The 23,122-nt window shown below is 40.5% G+C and carries 21 protein-coding genes; 13 read left to right on the plus strand and 8 right to left on the minus strand.

The window, feature by feature from the left end; all coding sequences use genetic code 11:
- The first annotated feature begins 61 nt into the window (after positions 1-61).
- Entirely contained in the window at positions 62-1,495 is a 1,434-nt protein-coding gene (locus ACQK2H_RS15780; protein WP_425392341.1) for a hypothetical protein, read from the plus strand.
- An 18-nt stretch (positions 1,496-1,513) separates the two neighbouring features.
- Here the strand turns inward: ACQK2H_RS15780 and ACQK2H_RS15785 are convergent, their stop codons facing one another.
- The 3 genes from ACQK2H_RS15785 to ACQK2H_RS15795 are packed head-to-tail and all read right to left on the minus strand — an operon-like array spanning position 1,514 to position 3,928.
- A complete protein-coding gene (locus tag ACQK2H_RS15785) occupies positions 1,514-2,284 on the minus strand; it encodes a TIGR02757 family protein (protein ID WP_425392342.1) in 771 nt (256 codons plus the stop codon).
- The gene (locus ACQK2H_RS15790) at positions 2,281-3,282 is read right to left on the minus strand and encodes a LysM peptidoglycan-binding domain-containing protein (RefSeq protein WP_425392343.1); all 1,002 of its coding nucleotides are present in this window, start codon (positions 3,280-3,282) and stop codon (positions 2,281-2,283) included. Before ACQK2H_RS15790 ends, ACQK2H_RS15785 begins: the two co-directional genes overlap by 4 nt.
- A gap of 10 nt (positions 3,283-3,292) precedes the next feature.
- Positions 3,293-3,928: a hypothetical protein gene (locus ACQK2H_RS15795; RefSeq protein ID WP_425392344.1), complete on the minus strand. Its 636-nt coding sequence runs from the start codon at positions 3,926-3,928 to the stop codon at positions 3,293-3,295.
- Positions 3,929-4,028: 100 nt separating this feature from the next.
- On the opposite strand from ACQK2H_RS15795, the gene ACQK2H_RS15800 reads away from it, so the two are divergent.
- Genes ACQK2H_RS15800 through ACQK2H_RS15810 form a run of 3 tightly spaced genes read left to right on the plus strand, consistent with a single transcriptional unit; the run spans position 4,029 to position 6,535 of the window.
- On the plus strand, positions 4,029-5,363 hold the full coding sequence (locus tag ACQK2H_RS15800) for an NfeD family protein (RefSeq protein WP_425392345.1): 1,335 nt from the start codon (positions 4,029-4,031) through the stop codon (positions 5,361-5,363).
- 49 nt (positions 5,364-5,412) lie between these two features.
- Positions 5,413-5,589 carry a hypothetical protein gene (locus tag ACQK2H_RS15805; RefSeq protein ID WP_425392346.1) on the plus strand — a complete coding sequence of 59 codons (177 nt, stop codon included), beginning with the start codon at positions 5,413-5,415 and terminating at the stop codon, positions 5,587-5,589.
- Positions 5,567-6,535: a DUF3667 domain-containing protein gene (locus tag ACQK2H_RS15810; protein WP_425392347.1), complete on the plus strand. Its 969-nt coding sequence runs from the start codon at positions 5,567-5,569 to the stop codon at positions 6,533-6,535. Before ACQK2H_RS15805 ends, ACQK2H_RS15810 begins: the two co-directional genes overlap by 23 nt.
- Here the strand turns inward: ACQK2H_RS15810 and hemL are convergent.
- From hemL to guaA, 3 genes are read right to left on the minus strand one after another with little or no spacing between them, the layout of a single operon-like run.
- Positions 6,518-7,807, minus strand: a complete 1,290-nt coding sequence (gene hemL / locus ACQK2H_RS15815) for a glutamate-1-semialdehyde 2,1-aminomutase (protein WP_425393144.1) — start codon at positions 7,805-7,807, stop codon at positions 6,518-6,520. The two genes, ACQK2H_RS15810 and hemL, sit on opposite strands and share 18 nt — an antisense overlap.
- Positions 7,788-9,632: an ABC transporter substrate-binding protein gene (locus ACQK2H_RS15820; protein ID WP_425392348.1), complete on the minus strand. Its 1,845-nt coding sequence runs from the start codon at positions 9,630-9,632 to the stop codon at positions 7,788-7,790. The genes hemL and ACQK2H_RS15820 overlap by 20 nt, the downstream gene beginning before the upstream one ends.
- Positions 9,633-9,660: 28 nt before the next feature.
- Positions 9,661-11,184: a glutamine-hydrolyzing GMP synthase gene (gene guaA / locus ACQK2H_RS15825; protein ID WP_425392349.1), complete on the minus strand. Its 1,524-nt coding sequence runs from the start codon at positions 11,182-11,184 to the stop codon at positions 9,661-9,663.
- Between the two features lie 129 nt (positions 11,185-11,313).
- On the opposite strand from guaA, the gene pafA reads away from it, so the two are divergent.
- Together pafA and ACQK2H_RS15835 are read left to right on the plus strand one after the other, a co-directional pair.
- Positions 11,314-12,924, plus strand: a complete 1,611-nt coding sequence (gene pafA, locus ACQK2H_RS15830; protein ID WP_425392350.1) for an alkaline phosphatase PafA — start codon at positions 11,314-11,316, stop codon at positions 12,922-12,924.
- 31 nt (positions 12,925-12,955) lie between these two features.
- Positions 12,956-13,606 carry a DUF4159 domain-containing protein gene (locus ACQK2H_RS15835; RefSeq protein WP_425392351.1) on the plus strand — a complete coding sequence of 217 codons (651 nt, stop codon included), beginning with the start codon at positions 12,956-12,958 and terminating at the stop codon, positions 13,604-13,606.
- A 70-nt stretch (positions 13,607-13,676) separates the two neighbouring features.
- Here the strand turns inward: ACQK2H_RS15835 and ACQK2H_RS15840 are convergent, their stop codons facing one another.
- On the minus strand, positions 13,677-14,510 hold the full coding sequence (locus ACQK2H_RS15840; protein ID WP_425392352.1) for a hypothetical protein: 834 nt from the start codon (positions 14,508-14,510) through the stop codon (positions 13,677-13,679).
- Between the two features lie 143 nt (positions 14,511-14,653).
- On the opposite strand from ACQK2H_RS15840, the gene ACQK2H_RS15845 reads away from it, so the two are divergent.
- The 5 genes from ACQK2H_RS15845 to ACQK2H_RS15865 all read left to right on the plus strand — a co-directional run bounded on the left by ACQK2H_RS15845 (position 14,654) and on the right by ACQK2H_RS15865 (position 20,080).
- On the plus strand, positions 14,654-15,613 hold the full coding sequence (locus tag ACQK2H_RS15845) for a hypothetical protein (RefSeq protein WP_425392353.1): 960 nt from the start codon (positions 14,654-14,656) through the stop codon (positions 15,611-15,613).
- A gap of 2 nt (positions 15,614-15,615) precedes the next feature.
- Positions 15,616-18,300 carry a CHAT domain-containing protein gene (locus ACQK2H_RS15850; RefSeq protein ID WP_425392354.1) on the plus strand — a complete coding sequence of 895 codons (2,685 nt, stop codon included), beginning with the start codon at positions 15,616-15,618 and terminating at the stop codon, positions 18,298-18,300.
- A gap of 1 nt (position 18,301) precedes the next feature.
- Positions 18,302-19,150, plus strand: a complete 849-nt coding sequence (locus tag ACQK2H_RS15855) for a LytR/AlgR family response regulator transcription factor (RefSeq protein ID WP_425392355.1) — start codon at positions 18,302-18,304, stop codon at positions 19,148-19,150.
- A gap of 85 nt (positions 19,151-19,235) precedes the next feature.
- Entirely contained in the window at positions 19,236-19,802 is a 567-nt protein-coding gene (locus ACQK2H_RS15860) for a hypothetical protein (RefSeq protein ID WP_425392356.1), read from the plus strand.
- Positions 19,803-19,897: 95 nt separating this feature from the next.
- Entirely contained in the window at positions 19,898-20,080 is a 183-nt protein-coding gene (locus ACQK2H_RS15865) for a hypothetical protein (protein ID WP_425392357.1), read from the plus strand.
- A 15-nt stretch (positions 20,081-20,095) separates the two neighbouring features.
- Here ACQK2H_RS15865 and ACQK2H_RS15870 read toward each other — a convergent pair whose 3' ends face one another.
- Positions 20,096-21,295, minus strand: coding sequence for a peroxiredoxin family protein (locus tag ACQK2H_RS15870; protein ID WP_425392358.1), 1,200 nt, complete (start codon positions 21,293-21,295; stop codon positions 20,096-20,098).
- A gap of 75 nt (positions 21,296-21,370) precedes the next feature.
- On the opposite strand from ACQK2H_RS15870, the gene ACQK2H_RS15875 reads away from it, so the two are divergent.
- Positions 21,371-21,805, plus strand: coding sequence for a hypothetical protein (locus tag ACQK2H_RS15875; protein WP_425392359.1), 435 nt, complete (start codon positions 21,371-21,373; stop codon positions 21,803-21,805).
- Positions 21,806-21,901: 96 nt separating this feature from the next.
- Positions 21,902-23,032, plus strand: a complete 1,131-nt coding sequence (locus ACQK2H_RS15880) for a DEAD/DEAH box helicase (protein WP_425392360.1) — start codon at positions 21,902-21,904, stop codon at positions 23,030-23,032.
- Positions 23,033-23,122 lie beyond the last annotated feature (90 nt).

Consider the following 23,122-nt stretch of genomic DNA (forward strand, 5'->3'; position numbering starts at 1 on the left):
TTCACTAGCTTAGTATCGTTCATCAAATATTACATTCGCCAAAAAACCTAACTTTTTTATCATGAAAAAATCTGTATTAGCAGCGTTCGCTATATTCCTACTATTTACTATTCCTGGTATTGGTCAGGTGAATATTGCGAAAATTCCCATCGAATTGTTGGAAGGAGAGCAACCAAAAATATTAAGCATGATGGCGAATTCTCCTTCAACTCGTGAAGCCATAGAAGGTAGCAGCATGGATCTTACTTCTATTCTGGGGGGTTGGCATGCGCAGGCAGTTGGGCAGTATCAAGACTATATCTATGTCGCTTTTAGTGACGGAACAAAAGGGAAAGGTGATTTGGCTGTTGGTGAGAAAAATCCTCCTGGTAAACTTTGGATATACAATACCAAGACGAAAGAAAGTCAAATGAAGGATCTGGAAAAAGGATATGCACATCCATGCTCCATTCAGATCACCGGGCCATATCTGACCGTCACGACAGAGGCAGAGTATGGTGTAGCTCAGGGTGCTGGTGTAGCCAGAGAGGAAAGATCACTTGTTCAAATTTTCGATTTATCAAAAGATCCAAATTGTTCGGTAGAAGTAGGTAGAATTAGCCAACCAAACGTGAACAGCGGAGGTGCAGGACTAACTTATAGCCCTTTAAATAAATGCTGGTACATGATCGTTGATCAGGATAATAAAGACAAAAAAGTAGTGGTATATAAGACAGCAGATGAAAACTTGAACTCTTGGGTAAAAGAACCCATTGCCAAATACTGGCGGTTCGGAACAGGTGCCGGATTGAATTTGGTCACAGCATCTGACAATTCCATATGGGCACTGTTCTTTGAAAATGAAGAATTGGAAGGTTCTGGTCTTTCCAATTACGATATTGCTTCTGACGTAGTGCTTTTATTTAAGATATTGGACTCTAACGGCAATTTGGTTGAGCGTAGAGATGTTTATCATCAAGTTGTTAATATAGGATCACCAAGAGTGAAAGGTGCAGGGGAATTGTTAGCAGACAGACCCAGCATGAGGTTTGGAGCAACATTGAGAAATGAAAATGGTCAATTTGAAATACTTACATGTCAGCGAAACATGAACAAGCTCTTTAACATTGATCGTAAACCTTTAAAAGAGGGGAATAGAACTCAAGTTATGTTTGCCAATCTAGCGAAAGCCAAAGGAGAAATTTATATCAATTCTGTTTCAAATACTTCTGAAAGCCATAACCTAAAGAAAAACCAAAGTGAATCTGAGAGTGTAATCGTTGCTTCTCCAGTTAAAGTTGACATGAATTACTTATCTGAGAAAAGTGTATCGTCTTCCGGATTTGGTGGATTAAAAAGTGTAAAAAGCGTAAAAAATGCAGTGAGTTGGACCGATGCGATGGAAGCTCAATCAAATGCTCCATTGGTGTTCTTTTACCTTGAAGGGCTTACAGAGGTTAAGGGGCAAATGATGGAATTCAAGGCAAAGAAAACCTCGGATAGTAAGAGTAATTAAGCAGTGAATTAGTTTATATTAAAACTTCTCCTCCACGCCCAAACCAAAAAGCGCAAAATCATATTTAACTGGATCCAATGGATCCAGTTTTTTTAGGTTTTCAGTGAGCTCAATGGCGGTCTGCCAATCCGTTTGCTTCCTTTTGATCAGTTTTAGTTTTCTAGCCACCCGATCCACGTGTAGATCGCAGGGACAAACGAGCGAGCTTGGAGATATCCGTTTCCAAATTCCAAAATCCACACCTTTATCATCCTGTCTTACCATCCAGCGGAGGAACATGTTGATTCGTTTACATGCTGATTTTCTAGCCGGGTTGGGGATATGCTTATACGTTCTAAGAGGATGATCAGGCAAGGAAAAAAATAGCTCAAAAAAATGGGTCAATCGGCTCTCCATGGAGGCATTTTGCCCCAACCCACCAATAAAACCTTCTTCCAATGAATCGTGTTTTTGATAAAACCAGCGAAAGAAATGAAGGAAATACAATGCATCCGTACTGTTGAATGTACGATGCTTAAAATCCATGAATGGCTTTAGATCACCCTCAGAATAATGCAGTACAAAATCATGTGGTGAATGATCCATGGGGCTTAAAAACTCATGACTCTTGTTAATGATTGTTTTTCGCTGGCCCCAGGCAAATACAGCAGCAATAAACCCCGCAATCTCTATATCTTGCTTTTTGGAATACTCATGAGGAATACTCACAGGGTCATTGGGAATAAACCCCGGCTGGTTGTACTCCGCTACTTTGGCATCCAGGAAGCTCTTTAATTGTTGCTGATTCACTGTTTGCTATAAGAAACTTCCACACGTGATTTCGAGTCCAGGATGCCCAACTGGTCATAGGCAGGTTGAGACAGTCGTAATAAAAGGTTCTTATTCAGTCCGGTATTGGGAAGCTTTCCCACCACTTTCACATGCACTATTTGATTATTCATGAGGTTTCGTACCTCCAGATTGGTGCCTATTGGCAATGTACGATGGAGCGCAAGGTATCTGGAGGTATTCATCGACTCGATGACTGACGCCATGCCCTCCTCATATATTCTTGCAAAACCTTTATCATCGATTTGTGTTCGGGTTTTCTTCTTTGGCTCATTGATGACTGTGGCGTCCACTTTCTCTTTACTTTTATAGAACAACTCCTGCCCTATTTTAAGGTAATCGCCATTCAAGTCATTCCAGCGCTTCAAACTATCCATTTGGACGCCTATTTTTCGTGCAATCGTAGACAAGGTCTCCCCTGTCTGCACCAAATACTTTTCAAAGTCCGCAAATGGGTCTTCTTCCTCAATTTCTACACTATCAACAATTACACTATCTATTGGTTGGTCTCTTATTTCTTCGGTATCATCTAGTTCTTCGCTTATGTCATTCACCTCTGCATTTCGTGACAATTTCAGCTGCATTCCAGGTGAAATGTTGTTATCAGGCAAATTATTCCACCTGCGAAGGTCTTTTAGCTTAACGTCATATCGTTTGGAAATACTATACAATGTCTCACCTAGCTCCACCATATGAATGTCATCGTTTGAATTCGATTCCTCAATGACAACTGCCTTCACCGGTTTTTCCTCTTCGACGAGCACATAGATAATCTGACCAATTTCAATGCGATTATCTACGATCTGATTGTGTTTGATAATCCCAATAACTGAACCTCCATATCGCTTTGCGATGGAATAAATAGTCTCCTCTTCCTCAACCTCATGTACGATAAAAAGACCCTCTGCTCTACGCTCAGCCCTTATGCTATCCATCGGACTGGCAATACAGTGAGTCATTATCATTACGCTAATCAGTGTAAACACAAACTTCATTTCCGTCCTTTATAAAAATCAACTTATCCTCAAATACAAAAAATGAGCCAGGTGAAAAACCTTTCATTTGCTCGTCTTGAACTATTTTCCACTGTTTTTCACCACCTTTTATCAGAAGCAAATATCGAGCAAATCCATTACCAGAACGAAGATAGTAGCTGATTATGATTTTATCGTTCCACTCCATGTATTCGCATGAGAGTGGTAAATCCAACGCTAAAAACTCAGCCACTGTTTTATAATATTCTGATCCATGTTCGTAGATTTCAGGAACCGCACCCATTACTTCTAACTCAGGCAATTGATCAAGCTTTTTCTTTTGATTTGATGAGAGTTCGATTGTGAAGAAAACATGATTAGTAGGATCTTTTTGATCCAAATATGCCACGCAGAACAGACAGTTTTCCTTTGCCCCCACAAGCTTTGACCACCACTCAAGCTTAGTTTCTTTTTTATCCAGACGCATGGATTCCAGATCTAGTTTAGAAATTGATACTGATTGAGTGCGCTCATCTCTAAGCTCTAAAAACAAACTTTTGGTGCTGCCATCCAATGCAGAACCTGATATCTGCTTATCAGTTCGAACGTGTTTAATGATGTTTTGAGACATGCGACTGAAAGAAAGTAATTTAGTCGATCAATTTGGAATAACTTTATCCTACGTTCAACAGTTCAAAATTGATGACTTGTTGAGATTTTAGCATCTGATTATGAGAAAACTATTTATTGCATACACCCTTCTTTTAGTTACCCTTTCAATTGCACAGGAAAAAGAAAAACCGGTTGTTTTACATCTGAAAATCAACGATGTAATTGACCCCAGAACCAATCGTTATTCGGAGCTAGGATTAGAAAAAGCAAAAGAGATCGATGCAGACTATGTGATTTTGGAATTAGACACCTATGGTGGTGCCCTGAATGACGCAGATGACATTCGTACAAGGATTCTTAATTTCGACAGACCCATTTATACGTTCATCAATAAAGATGCTGCCTCGGCAGGTGCTCTGATTTCTATAGCATGTGACAGCATCTATATGGCAAAAGGCTCTAGTATAGGAGCAGCAACAGTAGTCACCCAGGATGGAGCAGCTGCGCCTGACAAGTACCAGTCTTATATGCGATCCATCATGCGCTCAACCGCCGAAGCAAAAGGTAGAGACCCACGTATGGCGGAAGCTATGGTAGATGAAGATATTGATCTGGACAGCATCGCAACGGAAGGAAAAATCTTAACCTTATCTACTTCTGAAGCCATTAAATATGGATTTTGTGAGGCTGAAGTTGATGATATATCAGACATTATGAAGCGGTCCGGTGTTACAGACTTTGAACTTCAGGAATTTAAACTGGGTACCACAGAGAAGATCATCTCTTTATTCCTGAATCCATTTGTGAGTGGGATTTTGATCCTGATCATTGTAGGAGGTATCTATTTTGAGCTACAAACGCCCGGCGTTGGTTTTCCATTACTGGCTTCAATCATTGCCATTATTCTATACTTCGTTCCAAACTATCTGAACGGACTTGCCGCCAACTGGGAAATCATCATGTTTATTGTTGGGATTATTCTGATTGCTTTAGAGGTTTTTGTCATTCCTGGATTTGGGGTGGCCGGCGTTCTGGGGCTTATTTGTACCATCGGATCTCTGATCCTGGTCATGCTCAATAATGACATGTTTGACTTTTCCTTCGTTGGAACAGAAGAGATTTTCATCTCAGTTGCAACAGTGATTCTTGGAATGCTTGGCTCCATAATCATTATGTTTTTCGGAGGTGCACGGCTATTAAATTCTGATGTATTTAAGCGGATAGCACTTCAGGATGTACAGGAAGGTTCACAAGGCTACACGTCTACCTTTTACAAGGAAAAATCCCTGGTTGGAAAAACAGGCAAAACCTATTCGAGACTTAGACCAAGTGGTCGCATAGAAATTGATGGTGAAATCTATGATGCCTTTACAAGGGGTAATTTCATTGATGAAGGAGTAGAAGTTGTAGTGATTTCTGATGAAGGAACGAGCTTAAAGGTCAAGGAAGCTTAGTTTAAATTGCAGCGCACCTCAACCCCGGATTCTTTTACCTTTGCATACCATGAAATTATATCCAACGCTCATCTGGACATTCACCATCCTTGCCTTTGTGTTTCTTTTTTTCTCACTTAGAACGGAAACTAACCAAATGCTTTATAGCTTAGTCGCGCTGGGAATGTGGGGTATTGCCTTTTTGCTAAACAAGTTCAAACCAGGTGAAAAAGAGAAGGAAACATAAAGCCTGCCTTAATTGCGGCGAGCTACTTCAACAAAAACATAATTATTGTCCTAACTGCGGACAGGAAAACACTGACAATCAGGTCAGTATTGGCTTGCTTTTGCGTGAGTTCTTATCAAATTTCTTTTCGCTGGATTCAAGGTTTGGGAGAACCTTTAAGCCGTTCTTTTTTAGCCCAGGCAAACTTACCATTGCCTTTAATGAAGGTAGAAGAGTGCTATACGCCAATCCCATCAGGTGGTATTTGGTCATTAGTATTTTCCATTTCTTTTTCATGGCTAAGATGTTTGCTCCGACAGTAAAGGACAGGCAACTACGAGGTTTTCAGGATGAAATGGAAGAGTTAAGTCTACATAAATTTGATAGCCTATATGCATTGCCGGACACCACTCAAAACGGATGGCCCATTCCAAAAACCAAATCCGAGTTGGTGGATCACCTGATCGTAACGACCACATTGGCACCATCTGAAATCATGGATTCATTGAATTTAGCGTTCGACAGTTGGCACAGGCAATACGCCGCAGAAAAAGTGATCAAAATTTCTCAGGAAACAACTGCATCGCTCAACTCCTACATAATGAGTCAAATACCGATGATCATTTTCTGTATTCTTCCAATTTATGCACTGCTTCTTAAACTATTCTTTTGGCGAAAGGGGCTCTATATCAAGCACTTGATTCACTCCATCCATCTGCATTCATTATTCTTCTTTCTACTTGGCTGGGTTTGGGTGTTTTCCTTGCTAATAGAAGACTTTGAGGATTATGGGATCAACATTGCAGTCCTGCTGTCCTCCATCTATATCGTTATCAGCTTTAAGAAAGTATATGCCCAAAAACTCGTTTGGTGTATTACCAAGTTTTTTATGATCGGCTTTTTTTATTCAATTCTACTGGGTTTCAGCTTAGGCCTGGGGGTTATGATATCACTCGCCTTTTTCTAAAAATGCTTCAAACGTCTTCACAATCTTTGTTACCTCGTCATCTCCGATGCTATTAGAGATAAACCACGACTCAAACTGGGCCGGTGGCAAATAGACCCCATTCTCTAGATTGAATCTGAAATATTTACCGAAAAGTGCTGTATCACACGTTTTTGCTGTTTCAAAATCAACCACCTTCTTATCTGTGAAGAATAAGCTAATCATACTGCCGATTTGATTAATGGTATAATCCTTCTTATGCTTCTTCAGCGCTTTTTGATAGCCTTCCAGGATTCTCTTTGTGGTTTTTTCAATATTCTCATAAACCTCCGGATGATCATTGAGGTAGCTCAACTGTGCATAACCTGCTGCCATTGCAACAGGATTTCCAGAAAGCGTACCGGCCTGATAAACAGGACCTTGAGGAGATACAAAATCCATGATATCGCTTCTACCTCCATAAGCACCAACCGGCATCCCTGCTCCAATGATTTTTCCTAAGGTGGTTAAGTCAGGCCTCACGCCAAAGATCTCTTGTGCTCCACCTTTAGAGAGACGAAACCCGGTCATTACCTCATCAAAAATCAGGATAATCCCATCTTCATCACAAATCGATCGTAATCCCTCCAGAAAACCCGGCTCAGGTAAAACACAACCCATATTTCCGGCTACCGGCTCTACGATAATGGCTGCTATTTCACCTTTATTGGCACTTACAACCTCCTTGACCTTCTCAACATCATTAAATGGAGCAAGTAGTGTGTCCTGAGCGGTTCCTTTCGTTACGCCCGGACTGTCCGGCGTTCCCATGGTGGCTGCCCCACTACCAGCGGCAATCAGGAAAGAATCACCATGACCATGGTAGCAACCTTCAAATTTGAGCACTTTATCACGTTTGGTAAAGCCTCTTGCCAGTCGAATGGCAGACATGGTAGCCTCAGTTCCTGAATTAACCATTCGCACCTTTTCGATGGATGGAACCATCTCTGTTATTAACTCAGCCAACTCCACTTCCATCCTACTCGGTGCTCCAAAAGAAGGGGAACCAATAACTGCCTTAAAGATTGCTTCTTCAATGTTTTTCTTTGCATGACCCAAAATCATTGGGCCCCAGCTATTGATGAGATCGATGTATGAATTGCCATCCTCATCATACATATAAGCACCTTCAGCTTTAGCAAAAAAAATGGGGTCACCCCCCACTGCTTTAAATGCTCTTACCGGTGAGTTTACACCTCCAGGAATAAAATCTTGTGCTCGTTCAAAAAGCTCTTTACTCGTCGTTATATTCATTTGATCCGCTAACTTCTTGTTCAATGTTTTGGTTTTCCAATATTAAATCCCTTAAAGTAGTAATTGGTACTACCTGATTATCCTTATATGGACCGTACTCTAGTCCTTCCATTAGATAGCCTGGAAAAAAATCGCCACCGGAAAGTCCTCGCTGAAAGTATTTTCCATGTTCATTCATTAAGTGTCCTAATTGCTGAACCAACTCATACCCATAAATGTGATATTCACTTGGTGCAGTTCCAATTTGCTGAATAAACCTGCTATTAACATCCTGAAAATCTTCACTGTCCTCATCATAATAAGATGGACTCAAAAAATCAACCTGTAAGCGTTCAAGTTGTGAATAGGACATCAATGAAAAATCAAGCCAATCCTCATATCCAATGATCCCGATGCTATCACTCCTTACCTCTACCATACTTATAAAATTATTTGCCAGCACGTTGCTGGAAGTAGCAGCGAATATGTGCCCAATACTATCCGGCTGCACAGTGAACTTCACTTCATAAGATTCAATTACATCTTCACCGTTGTTATCTCTTATAATTCTACCTGTCGCTTCATTTCTCAGACTTCTCGTTCGAACAATTCTGCCCGGCAATAACGCAATCGAATCAATTTCCTGCTGAGAATACATGGTGTCAAGCCTCACTTCATACTGTTCCGTAAAGTCTTTTTGGATTTGCTGAGCATCCAAATTTGATAATCTCGCAAATTGAATAACGAAAAAACTATCTTTTTCTATTGTTTCCTTGTAGGCATTAGCAACGATACTGTCCCTATCGGTTTCATAGAAGATAAATACCTTCTTATTATCCTTGAATTTCTTAGCTGCATATTTGGCTGCTTCCCTGCCCTGGGTACTATAAGCCGGTTTAAACAAAAATGAATATGGGTTATCACCAATTATCTCTTCATTGGATGATACCGGATTAATCATCGGAATTTTATTCTCCTTCGAAAACTGACTGATCACCTTAGATGGTGCTGAATACAATGGCCCAATGATCGCATCTGCATCATTCAATTGTTCATTTTTTACCAGGTCATATGTGACCGTTCCTTTTTTCTGGGTGTCGAAAGGAAACAAATTAAGCTTTATGCCTTCTGCATTCAGATCTGATGCAGCTAACTGCATGCCTTGGTAAAGATCAAAAATGATGGAGTTGCGAATCACAGTTTGTGGTGTCTCCAATGATTCATACATAAATGGCAATACCACTGCAATCGCATATTCATCCTTTTTAATCAAAGGGAGACTCTCATCCGGACCTAACGTTAAATCAAATTTTTGTGCCAACTCCTGCAACATCAGCTGATCCCGTTCATCATATGGTTGCGCTTTAATTGCCTTTGCGTAATATGCAGCAATATGAGGGTTATTGGGATTCAGGGCATACGCAGAATCCAACCCATCAATGCTCATATCACCCAAAAAAGTGTCGATCAAATGGTCTTTCCATTTCTGCGGTAAGGAATCCACCCTACGGAAGGCTTGCCATAATTTGCCCTGATCAAAAGCAACGTATGTCAGCCAGTAGTTAACCTCATTGAGTTTTTCCCAATCCGGATATTTAGCCTCAATCTGCTTCCACATATCCTCGGCCACCTTTTTTTGTCCGGATTTTAAAGCTGACAAAGCATAATAGAACGATGCATATTCTCCGAAAGAGGCATCTTCTGTCAATGTCTGAAAAGCCTGCATAGCAACTTCATAATTGCCAAGCGAAAACTGACGTTTTGCTTCCAGATATTCTCCTTGATTGGATTGGGTGAATCCAACAGAAGATAATAAGATGAGCAAGCTGATTATGATTATCCTCACTGGTCTTTTTTTGTTTCAAAGCTAATGATTATTCCCACTCGATGGTGGCAGGCGGCTTAGAGCTGATGTCATACACCACCCGGTTGACTCCTTTTACCTGATTAATGATTTTATTGGATATTCTACCGAGAAATTCATACGGTAAATGAACCCAGTCGGCTGTCATGCCATCGAGACTGGTAACTGCACGTAAAGCCACTACATTCTCATAGGTTCGTTCATCACCCATTACGCCTACTGACTGAACAGGCAGTAGCATAGCACCAGCTTGCCAAACTTCGTCATAAAGCCCCTCCTCTTTCAAGCCATTGATGAAAATCGCATCAACCTCTTGAAGGATTCTCACTTTTTCTGCGGTAATATCTCCTAATATCCGAATGCCTAAACCCGGTCCCGGGAAGGGATGTCTTCCAAGAATAAAGTCAGGAATTTCAAGCGACTTGCCTACATTCCTTACTTCATCTTTAAATAAGGTATTTAGCGGCTCCACTACTTTTAAATTCATCTTGGCAGGTAATCCACCTACATTATGATGTGATTTAATAGTGACTGATGGGCCATTTACGGAAACAGATTCAATTACATCCGGATAAATAGTGCCCTGAGCCAACCATTTCACATCTTTGATGCTTTTAGCTTCCTGATCGAATACTTCAATAAACACCCGCCCGATGATCTTACGCTTCTTTTCAGGATCGGTCTCATTTTTAAGCTCTTCGTAAAAGCGCGACTTGGCATCTACTCCTTTTACATTCAATCCTAACCCTTCATATGACTCTAGTACTCCCTCAAATTCATCCTTTCGCAAGAGTCCATTATCCACGAAGATGCAATAGAGGTTTTTTCCAATCGCCTGATGGATGAGCATGGCTGCCACTGAGGAATCTACCCCACCGGACAACCCTAGCACAACTTTGTCACTACCAAGTTGTTCTTTTAGTTGTGCAACGGTCTCTTCAACAAAAATATCAGGTGTCCAGTCTTGTGATGCTCCACAAATGTGAACCACAAAGTTTCGCAAGACTATCTTGCCCTGTGTACTATGCGTTACTTCCGGGTGAAACTGAATGCCATAAACATCCTTGTCCTTGATTTTAAAAGCTGCTACAGGAATCGACTCTGTATTAGCAATCTTCTGAAAATGATCCGGTAATTCTGTAATTGTGTCTCCGTGCGACATCCACACCTGACTTCCAATTTCAACTTCCTTCAGTAAATCGAAATGTGAATCAACGGACTTTAAATTTGCTCGACCATATTCCCGATGATCAGATTTGGCAACCTTACCGCCATTTTTTTGAACCAGAAGTTGAGCGCCATAGCAAATACCCAAAACAGGTAAATCACCTAATGCGTCCATCTTCATATCCGGAGAACCGGGATCTAATACGGAACAAGGACCACCTGAAAGAATGACTCCTTTTATATCTGGAGTAATTTCAAATTTACTGAAAGGGTGGATTTCGCAGTAAACATTCAACTCACGAACCCTTCGTGCAATGAGCTGTGTATACTGAGAACCAAAATCGAGGATCAGGATTTTATCTTGCATGGCCGCAAAATTACAGGCTTAATCCCATACATGCAGACACTATGATTATCGAAAATTCATAATATCATCTAACAATTTAATTGTGGAATAATTTTGGTTTAATACCTTCACGTTTTTTAATCGACTGGCATGAAAAAGATTCTTTTAACCCTTATCATCATTTTACCTAACCTATCCATTTCGCAGGAAAAGCCTCGATTAGTGGTTGGAATAGTCGTTGACCAAATGAGGTATGACTATATCTCCAGGTTTTATGAAGATTTTGAAGAAGGAGGTTTCAAACGGTTGATTAATGACGGGTTTTTATTTCGCAATGCACATTATGACTACATGCCGACTAAAACAGGACCGGGACATGCTTCTATTTATACTGGCACTACTCCTTCGCGGCATGGAATTATTGGTAACGACTGGTATGCCACATCCATTAATCAAAAAATAAACTGCGTATATGATAGTGCAGCTTCAGTTGTAGGTGGTGAGTCCAATGGCGAAGTATCTCCTCGCAATGTAAATGCAACTACTATTACCGATGAGTTGAGGTTGTTCTATAACTTCAACTCCAAGGTGGTCGGAGTTTCCCTAAAAGATCGTGGTGCTGCTATTCCTGCTGGCCACAACCCCACGGGAGCTTATTGGTATGATCTAAAGAGTGGGAATATAATTACCAGCACCTACTACCGGAATGAATTGCCGGAATGGGTGAAAAATTATAACAGTAAAAACAGACCGCTGGTCTTTCTTTCGAAGAAATGGACGCTTTTTAAAGATGAGGGAAGCTATAATGAAAGCATCGCAGATGATAATCCATACGAGCAGGAATTAAGAAAAGGAATGGGTGTTTCATTTCCACACGATCTTCCAAAGTTCAAGAATGATATGTCGCTACTCAAGTACACTCCTTTTACTAATACCATGATAAAAGAAGTGTCCATGGAAGCGGTTACCGGGGAGGAATTAGGTCAGGACACCATTCCTGATTTTCTGACAGTGAGCTTCTCGGCAACAGATGATGTGGGTCACCGGTTTGGTCCGCGATCTAAGGAGATACAAGACACTTACTTAAGATTAGATAATGACATTAGTGAGCTTTTAAGTTTCCTTGATGAATCTGTAGGTGAGGGTAATTACACCGTTTTTTTGTCTGCCGACCATGGAGCGACCGACGTACCTTCATATATGTATAAAAACAAAATGCCTGGTGGATATCATAACAATGGGTACATAAAAAGTATGCTCGGTGATAAGTTAACTGACACTTTTGGAGATGGGGAATGGGTCGAGTACCTCATCAATGAGCAAGTATATTTAAATAAAGCGCTCATCGAGAAAAAGAAACTTTCATTGGATGAAGTAAAACAAGTAGTGATTGATGCGCTAATGGAGGAAGATTTCATTGTAGACGCTATTGATGCAGATGAGGTGAAAATGAGAATGTACACCGACCCGATGCTAGCGCGACTGCAAAATGGATATCATAATAAACGATCAGGAGATATTCTTTACATACTTACTCCCAGCACACTCAATGATGCCTGGGGAAGACAGGGCACTGACCATAGAACACCGTATACATATGACACTCATATTCCAATCATTTTCTATGGAGCTGGTATCAAGACGGGTTCCAGTGTAAGAAAAGTGGCTATCACAGATATTGCTCCTACTCTTTCCATGCTACTGAACATTTCACTGCCCAGCATGGCAGATGGTGAACCATTGGCAGAGCTATTCGAATAACTATTTACACTCAGAATAGTATAATTGAAGTATGAGAATATCCTGGATCCTGTTTCTGTTTATATCTGCGGCCTCCCTGGCCCAGCCAGTTAAAATCGCCAAACTAAAATATGATGGTGGTGGGGACTGGTATGCGAATAAAACAGCACTTCCAAATCTCATTGAGTTCTGCAACCAAAACATCAATACCAATCTAGCTATATCTGAAGATGTCGTTGAGGTCGGTAGTCCGGATCTGTTTTTATATCCTTATGTCTATATGACAGGCCATGGAAATGTGGTTTTCAATAATGCCCAAGTAGAAAACCTGAGAACCTACCTCACTTCTGGTGGATTCTTGCACATCGATGATAATTATGGATTGGATCAGTTTGTGAGAATCGAAATGAAAAAAGTTTTTCCTGAATTGGAATTTGTGGAGCTCCCTTTTGACCACCCCATCTACCATCAAAAATTTGATTTTGATCAAGGTCTTCCCAAAATTCATCAACATGATGGAAAACCACCTAAGGGATTCGGAATCATCTATGAGGGTCGGCTCGTCTGTTTTTATTCTTACGAGTCAGACTTAGGCAATGGATGGGAAGACCAATCCGTTTATAATGACCCACAGGAAGTGAGAATACAAGCATTGAAAATGGGTGCTAACATCATTAGCTATGCTTTTACCTCAACACTATAAAAAGCAAAACCCTCAATCTTCCGAAGAATCATGAGGGTCGTTACCTACCTGAACTTTTAAAACAATTCGCTTAGTTTCTATTTCCTCTTGGCTGCACTGTGCGAGTGAATGTCTCACCATTCAGTGTTATAGTAACCTCATTGTCACAATCTCCATCTCCGTAATTAATCACTGCAACATTGTCTCCAAAAGTTATTTGCTTGATACCGGATACCGGGATAAATACTCCACTAGCTCGACAAGCTCTTTTAAATACCAGCTTTTCCAGGATTTCCACTTCATATCTTACATCCTCTCTATTAGAACCATTGGCCCCACCTTCTATGTGGAATTCATCATTTAATGGATTATTCGCTCTGATCCATGTTTTGGTGTGATCTGCATCCCGAGTAGCAGTTGTTTCATCAGGGAATGAAAGCTTTCCTCCCTCTAAAAGAATATTGAACGTGAGATTATCATCAAAGCTTTCAGAGATATTGGTAAGTGTACGTGTACCTTCTACCTGTACATCATCAATAGAAAATTCATTAAAAGTCACTATTCGATAAGCACCAGGGACTAACTTTCTATCATTATACTCAATAATGATCATTCCCTTTAGAGTTCTGCCTCCTCTGATCACACAACCATCGCCATAATCAATCGTAATTGTTTTGTTTTCCTGGTCATGCGTAATTTCTGCACATTCCAATACTGTGTCTCTTTCTACCCTTCCTGAAGCATCCGCAAATGCTACACCTGCTTCTACAATTAAGTCTACATCTTCATAATTTGACTCCAGAGCTGCCTCTGAATCTGCGTCTAGCTCACTAATCAAATCAACCGGCATGTCCTCACCATCATCACTACAAGAAGTGAATAAAATGGCGGTAATAAGTATGGGGATAAATAATAGCTTTTTCATAATCGTCGTATTTCGTTTTGTTTTTTAATCGATTTTGGTCCTTTGACAAGTCATGTTTGAAATGGTTTAATCGAAAAGATTTTTTTTATCGGATAAGTGTTTCTTGATTCTGTATTATTGTAACAGCATATAATCCAATCGTTATGCGTTTATATCGTCACTTATCTATACTGTTACTTGTATCTTTAGCCTCATATCATGCTGATGCTCAAGGTTGTAGTGATGCTGGTTTTTGCACCATGGGAGCTATGAAACCGGATCAGAATTACAGCAAGCGTATCGCCATTAAGCTGCGATCCATAGAATTTAATTATTACAAAGGCACAAGTCTTTTGACTGCAGTGATTCAAGCAGCTACTGTCGACTTTAATCTTGGAATCAATGATTACAGCTCTTTCCAGATCAAGCTACCTTATATGTGGGTGTCAGGAAATCTGGGAGAAGTAGCCGGGCCAGGAGATATCTCATTGAGCTACACGCGTCAGTTAAAAACTTACAATGGATGGGTGGTGAATGGAACTTTAGGAGCTAAAATTCCTACAGGGGATTCTAATGAAACAGTAAACAATGAACATACAGGAGGCGTAGATGCACCGATTCACATGTACTATCAACCTAGCCTTGGTTCATATGATGCAATCGCAGGTATTTCTGCATTGAGCGGTAAATGGCTATTTGCTACCGGAATTCAGGTTGCACTTACCAAAAACAATAATCAATTTGCATGGAGTGGCTTTCCAAACTATCCAGATACGGAATATCTGCAAAGTCATGACAGAGGCAAAGAATTAAAGCGCGGCATAGATGTCATGTTTCGGGTGGAAAGAAACTGGCGATTCACTAATTTCAATTTCTCGCTTGGTGCATTACCGATCTACCGGATAACCAAAGATGAGGCCATCATACCCGGAACGAACGAAAGAGGGAAGTTGCCAAATACCACCGGACTGGCATTGTCCGTATTAGGAAGTTTTGGCTACCACTTCGATGTTAACAATAGCGTTAAGATCATCAAAGGTATTAAGGTAGTGGATCGAGATTTTAACCCGGATGGACTGACACGGGATGAGGTAGTAAGTGTTAGCTACATCTATAAATTCTAGCGATGAGACAAATCGTTACATATAGTTTGCTTCTATTCTCATTGTTGATTTCAGCACAGGAATCAGACATTAAAACGGGAGATAAATTATTTGAAAATGGTCAGTTTAATGAAGCCTATGAACGCTATAAAACTGCCAGCGATCAATTTTTTGCAAATGAACAGTTCGAAATATACATCGACACGCATAACAAAATGATAGCCTGTCAAATTGAGGCAGGAAATCCATTCCTTGCCAAAAATCTGGCTGAAAACACCATCAATTTCATTCAAAATGAAGCTCCGAACCAGACAAAGCTGGAAGCAAAGTGCCTGACACTGCTCGGATTAAGTTATTTAAACCTGGGAAGAAACGATGAAGCGCTAGAAAGCCTGCTTGCTGCAGAAAAAAAGTTTTCAAAAGAAGATTCTGAAGCTAAGGCCGACTGTCTGGACGCACTGGGGCTTGTTTATAAGAATATTGAAAATAATGAGTTGGCCATTCAATATCATGAACAGGCTTTTGTAATGCGAAGAAAGCTCTTTGGTGCACAATCAATCGAAGTTGCTAATACATACAATAACCTGGGAAGAGTTTATTTAACCAGCGATCCACTACAAGCACTTATCTACTTTAATAGAGCTAAAGGCATCTATGAAGAAAAGCTCGGGAATAGTAGCAGAAGGGCACTAAGGGCCAACCTCAATATTGCTTTTGCAAATATGGAACAAGAAGAATATGATGAGGCCCTTGATCAACTAAACCAGGTAAAATTGATCTATGATGCCACTTATGAAGGCGAAAACTCTAATAAGGCATACATACAATCCATTATTGGCCGTGTCTATTTGAAAAAAGAGGTATTTGAAAAAGCACTTTTGAATCTGAAAGAAGCGCTACAAACTTACATTAGCTTATATGGTGAAAAGCATCCTGAAGTTGCTAACACCTACTTTCTTATTGGAGAGGTTTATTTGAAGAAAACGGAATTCAAAACAGCAGTAGAGTTCTACCAACGTGCAGTTTTTGCGAATTTACCTGACCAGACATTCACAGATATCTATGACCTGCCAAAACTAAACAACTACTTTAATGCTGATATCCTGCTTAGAACTTTACAAGCAAAAGCAATTGGCTTAGAAGCATTGCATTTTGAGAAATCACTGAATGTAAGAGACATTGTTTCTGCAATTGAAACCTACCAAACGTGTGATGACCTGATCACTATCATTCGAAGAAATCGACTAAACGAGCAAGATAAACTCAGACTAGGTCAAATAGCAAAGGATGTCTATGAAAATGGCATTCAACTCTCCCTGGTATTAAGTGAACAAAGCTTCAACCGGAAGAAGCATCTGCAAACAGCTTTTGACTTTTGTGAACGTAGCAAATCAGCTGTGTTGTTAGAAGCCATTGCAGAATCTAAAGCCAAAAAATTTGCTGGTATTCCCGATGATCAAATCCAGCTTGAAGACAGCCTAAGAGATGAAATCTCATACCTGGAGCAACAGCTTGCCCTGCAGGAAAATATTGGCAATCAGGAAATGAAAGATCTGCTTTTCACTTATCAAAATGCATATAGGGATTTTATAAACAAACTGGAGTCTAGCTATCCCGAATACTACAAACTAAAATATAACCAGTCCATCGCTACGGTTGCATCGGTACAAAATCAGCTAAGTGATCAAGCTGCCATGCTTTCTTATTTTATAGGTAAGGATGACATCTATTTATTCATCATTACAAAGAAATCCATTAAGGCAGAATCTATACCTAAAGGTGAAGATTTTCAAAAAACAACTTCCGGTCTTCGTAATGGCATTAAGTACAACAGCAAAGCTGCATTTTTAAAGAGTGCAAAAGCATTGCATGAACAGTTGATACCGGATCTATCTGCAAGTATCAAGGAGTTGGTGATTCTACCGGATGGAATCTTAGGCACCATTCCATTTGAAGCTTTCGTAAACCCTGAAAACGAAAGTGAAAACTATGAAAGCATGGGCTTTCTAATTAAGAACTATCACATTTCATATGATTACTCAGCGACTCTATTTATCGAACGAATAGCTGATGAAGAGCAAATCAATCCTGAAATCTTATTGATAGCACCCGTATCGTTTGAGGATAATGAAGTGCGAATGTCAACTCTGCCCGGATCTGAAAAAGAAATTGATGAAATCAGATATCTATTTATGGGTAGCAACTGTGAAACCAAAGTGTGCATTGGAACAGAGGCGAGTGAATACAATTTTAAAAAGGAGGATCTTGGTAAGTATCGCTACTTACACTTCGCAACACACGGACTGGTAAACGAGTCTGAACCCGCTCTTTCCAGGATTTTTCTCAGACCGGGAGATGAGGAAGATGGAAGTCTATACACTGGCGAAATATACAATCTGAGTATTAATGCTGATTTAGTGACGCTATCTGCTTGTGAAACAGGCTTAGGCAAAGTAGCCAAAGGTGAAGGGATAGTAGGCTTAAGCAGGGCTCTGCAATATGCAGGCGCAAATAACATCATTGTGTCTTTGTGGCAAGTGGCTGATGCGAGTACCGCACAGATGATGATTGAGTTTTATAAGTACAACCTAAACAATGAACATCACGGTTATAACGCCGCACTTAGAGCAGCGAAGCTTTCGCTACTAAATTCGGATCAATACTCAAGACCATACTTCTGGGCTCCATTCATTTTGGTAGGCATGTAATATGAATCGCCGGACTTCAATATTGCTATGTGCTTTTATTATCGGATTAATCTTTTTTGATGCTGCTCAGCAGAAATACTATCTGGATACGTTTGATTTAGCTCCTAATGGTCCGGTTCCATTTGCAGAATTACTGAGCAACCATCTTTTAAGGTGGCTGGCGTGGCTAGTAGTCAGTATCCCTGTGATGCTATTTGTTTGGAACTCATTTTTTAGGAAAGAAAACCCATCCAATCCACAGTGGGTTTTGATTGGGGGTCTGGTGCTTATATCAACATTGATTTCAATTTCACTTGTAAGTATTCAGTCGCTTATTTCTCAGAATCTCCCAATGGCAGAGTTCTCAGAGTTCTTCCAGTTTTTTACCTATCAAAAAGGCCTTACTTTTCTTCTGGCCTCCATTCTTTTCATCGGTCTCATCTACAATCACTCCAAACTAAAAACCATCGATGAACAATTAGTCGAGATCAAGACGCTAAAGAAAGTCACAAGTGATCTTAAAGAAGTCATCAGTCAGGAAGAAAAACCACACTTGAATGTTAAGACAGGTTATAAACTGAAACCCATTGCTCTGGAAGATATTGTGTGGATTCAATCAAATGATTACTGCGTGAAGATTCATACAGAAAGCAAAACCTTCACTCTTCGCCAAAGCCTGAAAGCGTTGGAAGATAAGCTTGAGCCATTTGGGTTTGCCCGAATACACCGAAGTGCGCTGCTTAACCTCAATTATTTGGATCAGATCAATTTTGACACTGCACATGTTCGTTTAGTTAATGACCATGAGATTCCCTATTCCAAAAGCGGAATTAGATCATTGAAGCAGCAGATGAAGAATCTCTCCATTTGATTCACTGCAAAATCAAGTTCGTTCGCTGCAAAGCGTAATGTTATGATAGTAGGAAAGCGTTTAGTTTACAAAAAAACCAAAACGCATGAAAAAGCTAATCTTCATTCTACTTATAGCTGCACACACTGTTAGCGCTCAGTATGAGTACGAACCATCATCTAAAAACCCATACGGTAAGTTAAACCCTGAAGCACCTAAACAAACAGCTGACTTTGAGCCGCTGATTGGGCTTTGCGAATGCAAATCGGTTTCCCGTATCGATCAAAATAATTGGGCTGATACTGTTATGATGAACTGGAAATTCAAATATATCATGAACGGTACCGCGGTACAGGATGAGACCTTAAAAGAAGATGGTAAACACTCGGGAAGTATCCGACAATATAATGCAGACAGTGCCAGGTGGTATGTTCATTACTATGCCAACAGCACAGCCACACCCACTTTATCTAGTTGGGAAGGGAATAAAACAGATAATGGAAATATTGTGCTTTACCGGGATCAGCCTGCTCCGAACGGGACTCCAGGGTTCTACAGGCTTACCTTCTCAAACATCTCTAGAACGGGTTTTGACTGGGCTGGCGAGTGGGTAAACAAAGCAGAGACGTTCTCTTATCCTACATGGAAGATTTTCTGTCAAAAGAAAGATTAACAATCATAAATCTTAACAACTAGGCCTTTCGTCATTTGCAATCTCCGATTATTATTTCGCATTTTACAGTTTCTAATACCTGTAATCGATATAGTATGAAGAGAACAAAAATCGGTGACATGGTGGAAAGTGACTATGGTAAGGGGCGTGTATTAGCTGAAACTGAGCAGTGGATCATTCATGACAATTCTGCCAATAAAAGCGATACTGAATTTGCCATTTTAAAGTCTGACGATTATTACAAAATTGTAAATGAATTAGAAGTCACAGCTTCCTAAATGTCAAAACGTATATCATTCTGCGAGTAGTGAATCAATTATTTCATTGAATCTCGAATCAAAGTCCTTGTAATACTCACCTGTTGCAGGACCATTGAAATAACTGTGCACATACCGCACGTAACCTTGTTTGTCCAAAATGACTAATGTAGGGAATGCCTCTATGCGGTTCATAAAAGGAAATGGCATGGCCGCCCCTGTTTTACTCAATCGGCCACCAAGCACTAGATCATAAGGAATATCATTGACCTTACGGTATTTCTCAAGTCTCTCCATCCCATATTCCTGTGAATAATTTGCCTCAAATGATGATCCGAGAATCGCAATGTCTCTGTCTTTGTTCTCATTGTACCAGTTCACTAAATACCTGGTTTGATCGTGGCTGTTGGGGCACCATGTTCCAAAAAGCTGAATAATCAATACTTTACCTTCGTAGGCCAAGGGATCTATCGCATTCTTTCCTTCACCTGCTCCTAAAAGGTCGTAATATGGCTTTTGATCCCCTTCAACTTCTACCATTTCAAACGGATCTTCCAGTTCCGCTTCTTTATCATAAATAGCTACCCATGGTTCAGCGTATCCATTATCATAAATCATATCACCACGCCAACCCTCTTCCGTTTTCTTCCCTAAAAACCCAAACGCATGTGCTCCGTCAAAACATGAAAGCTTTATTGAATCCCCATCGAGTATCCCCTCGAAATATCGGTAGTCACTAACCTGTGTCATAATCGTTCCGGTCACGGTAGATCCCCGCTGCTTAAACAGACCAACTCCTGCTGACATATCCGAGGACTCAGGAGAAAATGTAATGGCCCATCTTTCCTCAATAGCCGGTGATGGTCTAAGTGAATTTTTAGCAACCCGCGGCTTTCCAAATTCTGCAGTGAATGGCAGCTTTAAATCTCTGTAATACTTTTGGTAAACACCTGTCAATGTAATAGCTGTAAACTTTGCTCTAATTTCTACATCAAAAGGATCCAACGGGATGAATATGCTATCTCCTTCTATTCTGGCATTTTTCACTACCCTCCGCTCCTTCCCATTTACAAAAGTGATCTCAGGCGTTTCACCATTCGGATATCCAATCTCAAATGTGAGCGGAATTTTAGTGTTTTGGTAATGAATATCACCTCTCCACTGTCCGGGTTTGATGAACTGCCCGGAACATACAAATGTGACAAGTAATACAAATAACGACAGGTATTGCTTCATGTGTTCAAGATAAAAAGTTCTGTGCTATTGACACAAATACAATATCTTTAATGAATAACTAACCAAAATACTATTATGACAAATGGATCTGTAAAACCACCTACCTGGTTTTGGGTGGTGTCTATTCTAGCATTAATCTGGAATCTTTTGGGTGTTGGGGCCTATCTAAGTCAAGCCTTCACTCCGGATGATGTAATTGCACAAATGGAGCAAGCCATGCAAGATTTAATTAACGATACTCCTGCCTGGGTAACAGCAGCTTTTGCAATAGCCGTGTGGGGCGGAGCACTGGGGTGCATATTGCTATTATTAAGAAAGAAACTAGCTCAGACTGTACTTATCCTTTCGCTTGCGGGTATCGTTGTTCAGATGTTTTATAATGTATTTATCAGTAATTCCATGGAAGTGTACGGCCCTGGAGGAATCATTATGCCAATTATGACGCTGGGTATCGGAATAGCACTTGTTCTATTCGCTAAAAAAGGAATATCAGCCGGCTGGCTTAATTAAAGTCGTACACCAAATAATAATAGAAAGCATCACCTAACAGCGTGGTGCTTTTTTAGTTCTATCATTTTTGCACCGATTAATGCATCTTTGCCGCACATGACATTTAATGAATTTAACCTGGACGATCAGCTGACAGAAGCAATTGATCACATGGGATTTACAGAGGCTACTCCTATTCAGGAAGAAGCTATCCCAGCTATACTAGAAGGAAAAGATCTTATTGCCTGCGCTCAAACAGGTACTGGAAAAACAGCCGCATTTGTAATCCCTACGCTTAACTACCTGGCACAAAACCCAAGCGATGATGTGAAAGTACTAGTGGTGGTGCCAACACGAGAACTAGCTATTCAGATCGATCAACAATTTGAGGGTTTTTCCTATTACCTACCTGTTCATTCCATTGCCATTTATGGTGGTGGAGATGGCTCTGATTTTGCCCAGCAGAAAAAAGCCTTAACTCAAGGAAGTAACATTGTAGTTGCCACACCGGGAAAGCTAATCTCCCACCTGAATCTTGGATATGTCAAGTTTGATCAGGTCACTCACCTGATACTGGACGAAGCAGACCGGATGTTGGACATGAACTTCTATGATGACATCAAGAAGATCATCACATATCTGCCCAAACTACAGCAAACTTCCATGTTCAGTGCCACCATGGCACCTAAGATTGAAAAACTGGCTAGGGAAATTTTAAAAGAACCAAAGAAGATTGAGCTAGAGCTGGCTAAGCCTGCAGAAAACATCAGCCAGGAAGTATACCGGGTAGAAGAAGGTTACAAAACGGAGCTTATTAGCAAACTCATCGGCCGATATGACGCTTTTGAGAGCATTTTGATCTTTAGCTCTACAAAGAAAAAGGTTTCTGAAATCGTGCAGAGCCTGAAAAAGGCAGGACTGGAAGCAAAGGGTATCTCTTCCATGCTGGAGCAGGATGAGCGGGAGCGAATTCTATTGAAATTCAGAGCTAAGAAGCTGCGCATCCTGGTAGCCACTGATGTCTTATCCCGTGGTATCGATATCAAAGACATCAACCTAGTGGTCAACTACGATGTACCAAATGATGCTGCCGACTATGTGCACCGAATTGGACGAACCGCTCGAGCCAAAACCAGCGGAGTAGCCATCACGCTTGTAAGCAAAGCTGACAACTATAAAATGAAGCGCATCGAGAAACTGATCGAACGAGAGCTGGAAAAGGTGGATTATCCGATGAGGAGAAGGTGACGTATTGATTGCATAGGAATCCCTGTTTTTTACTTGTCTTATTTAAGGCAGTAATAGCATCTTTACCAAGATAATGGTCATAGTGCTATT

The organism is Ekhidna sp., from assembly GCF_965228795.1.
In the GTDB taxonomy this organism is placed as follows: domain Bacteria; phylum Bacteroidota; class Bacteroidia; order Cytophagales; family Cyclobacteriaceae; genus Ekhidna.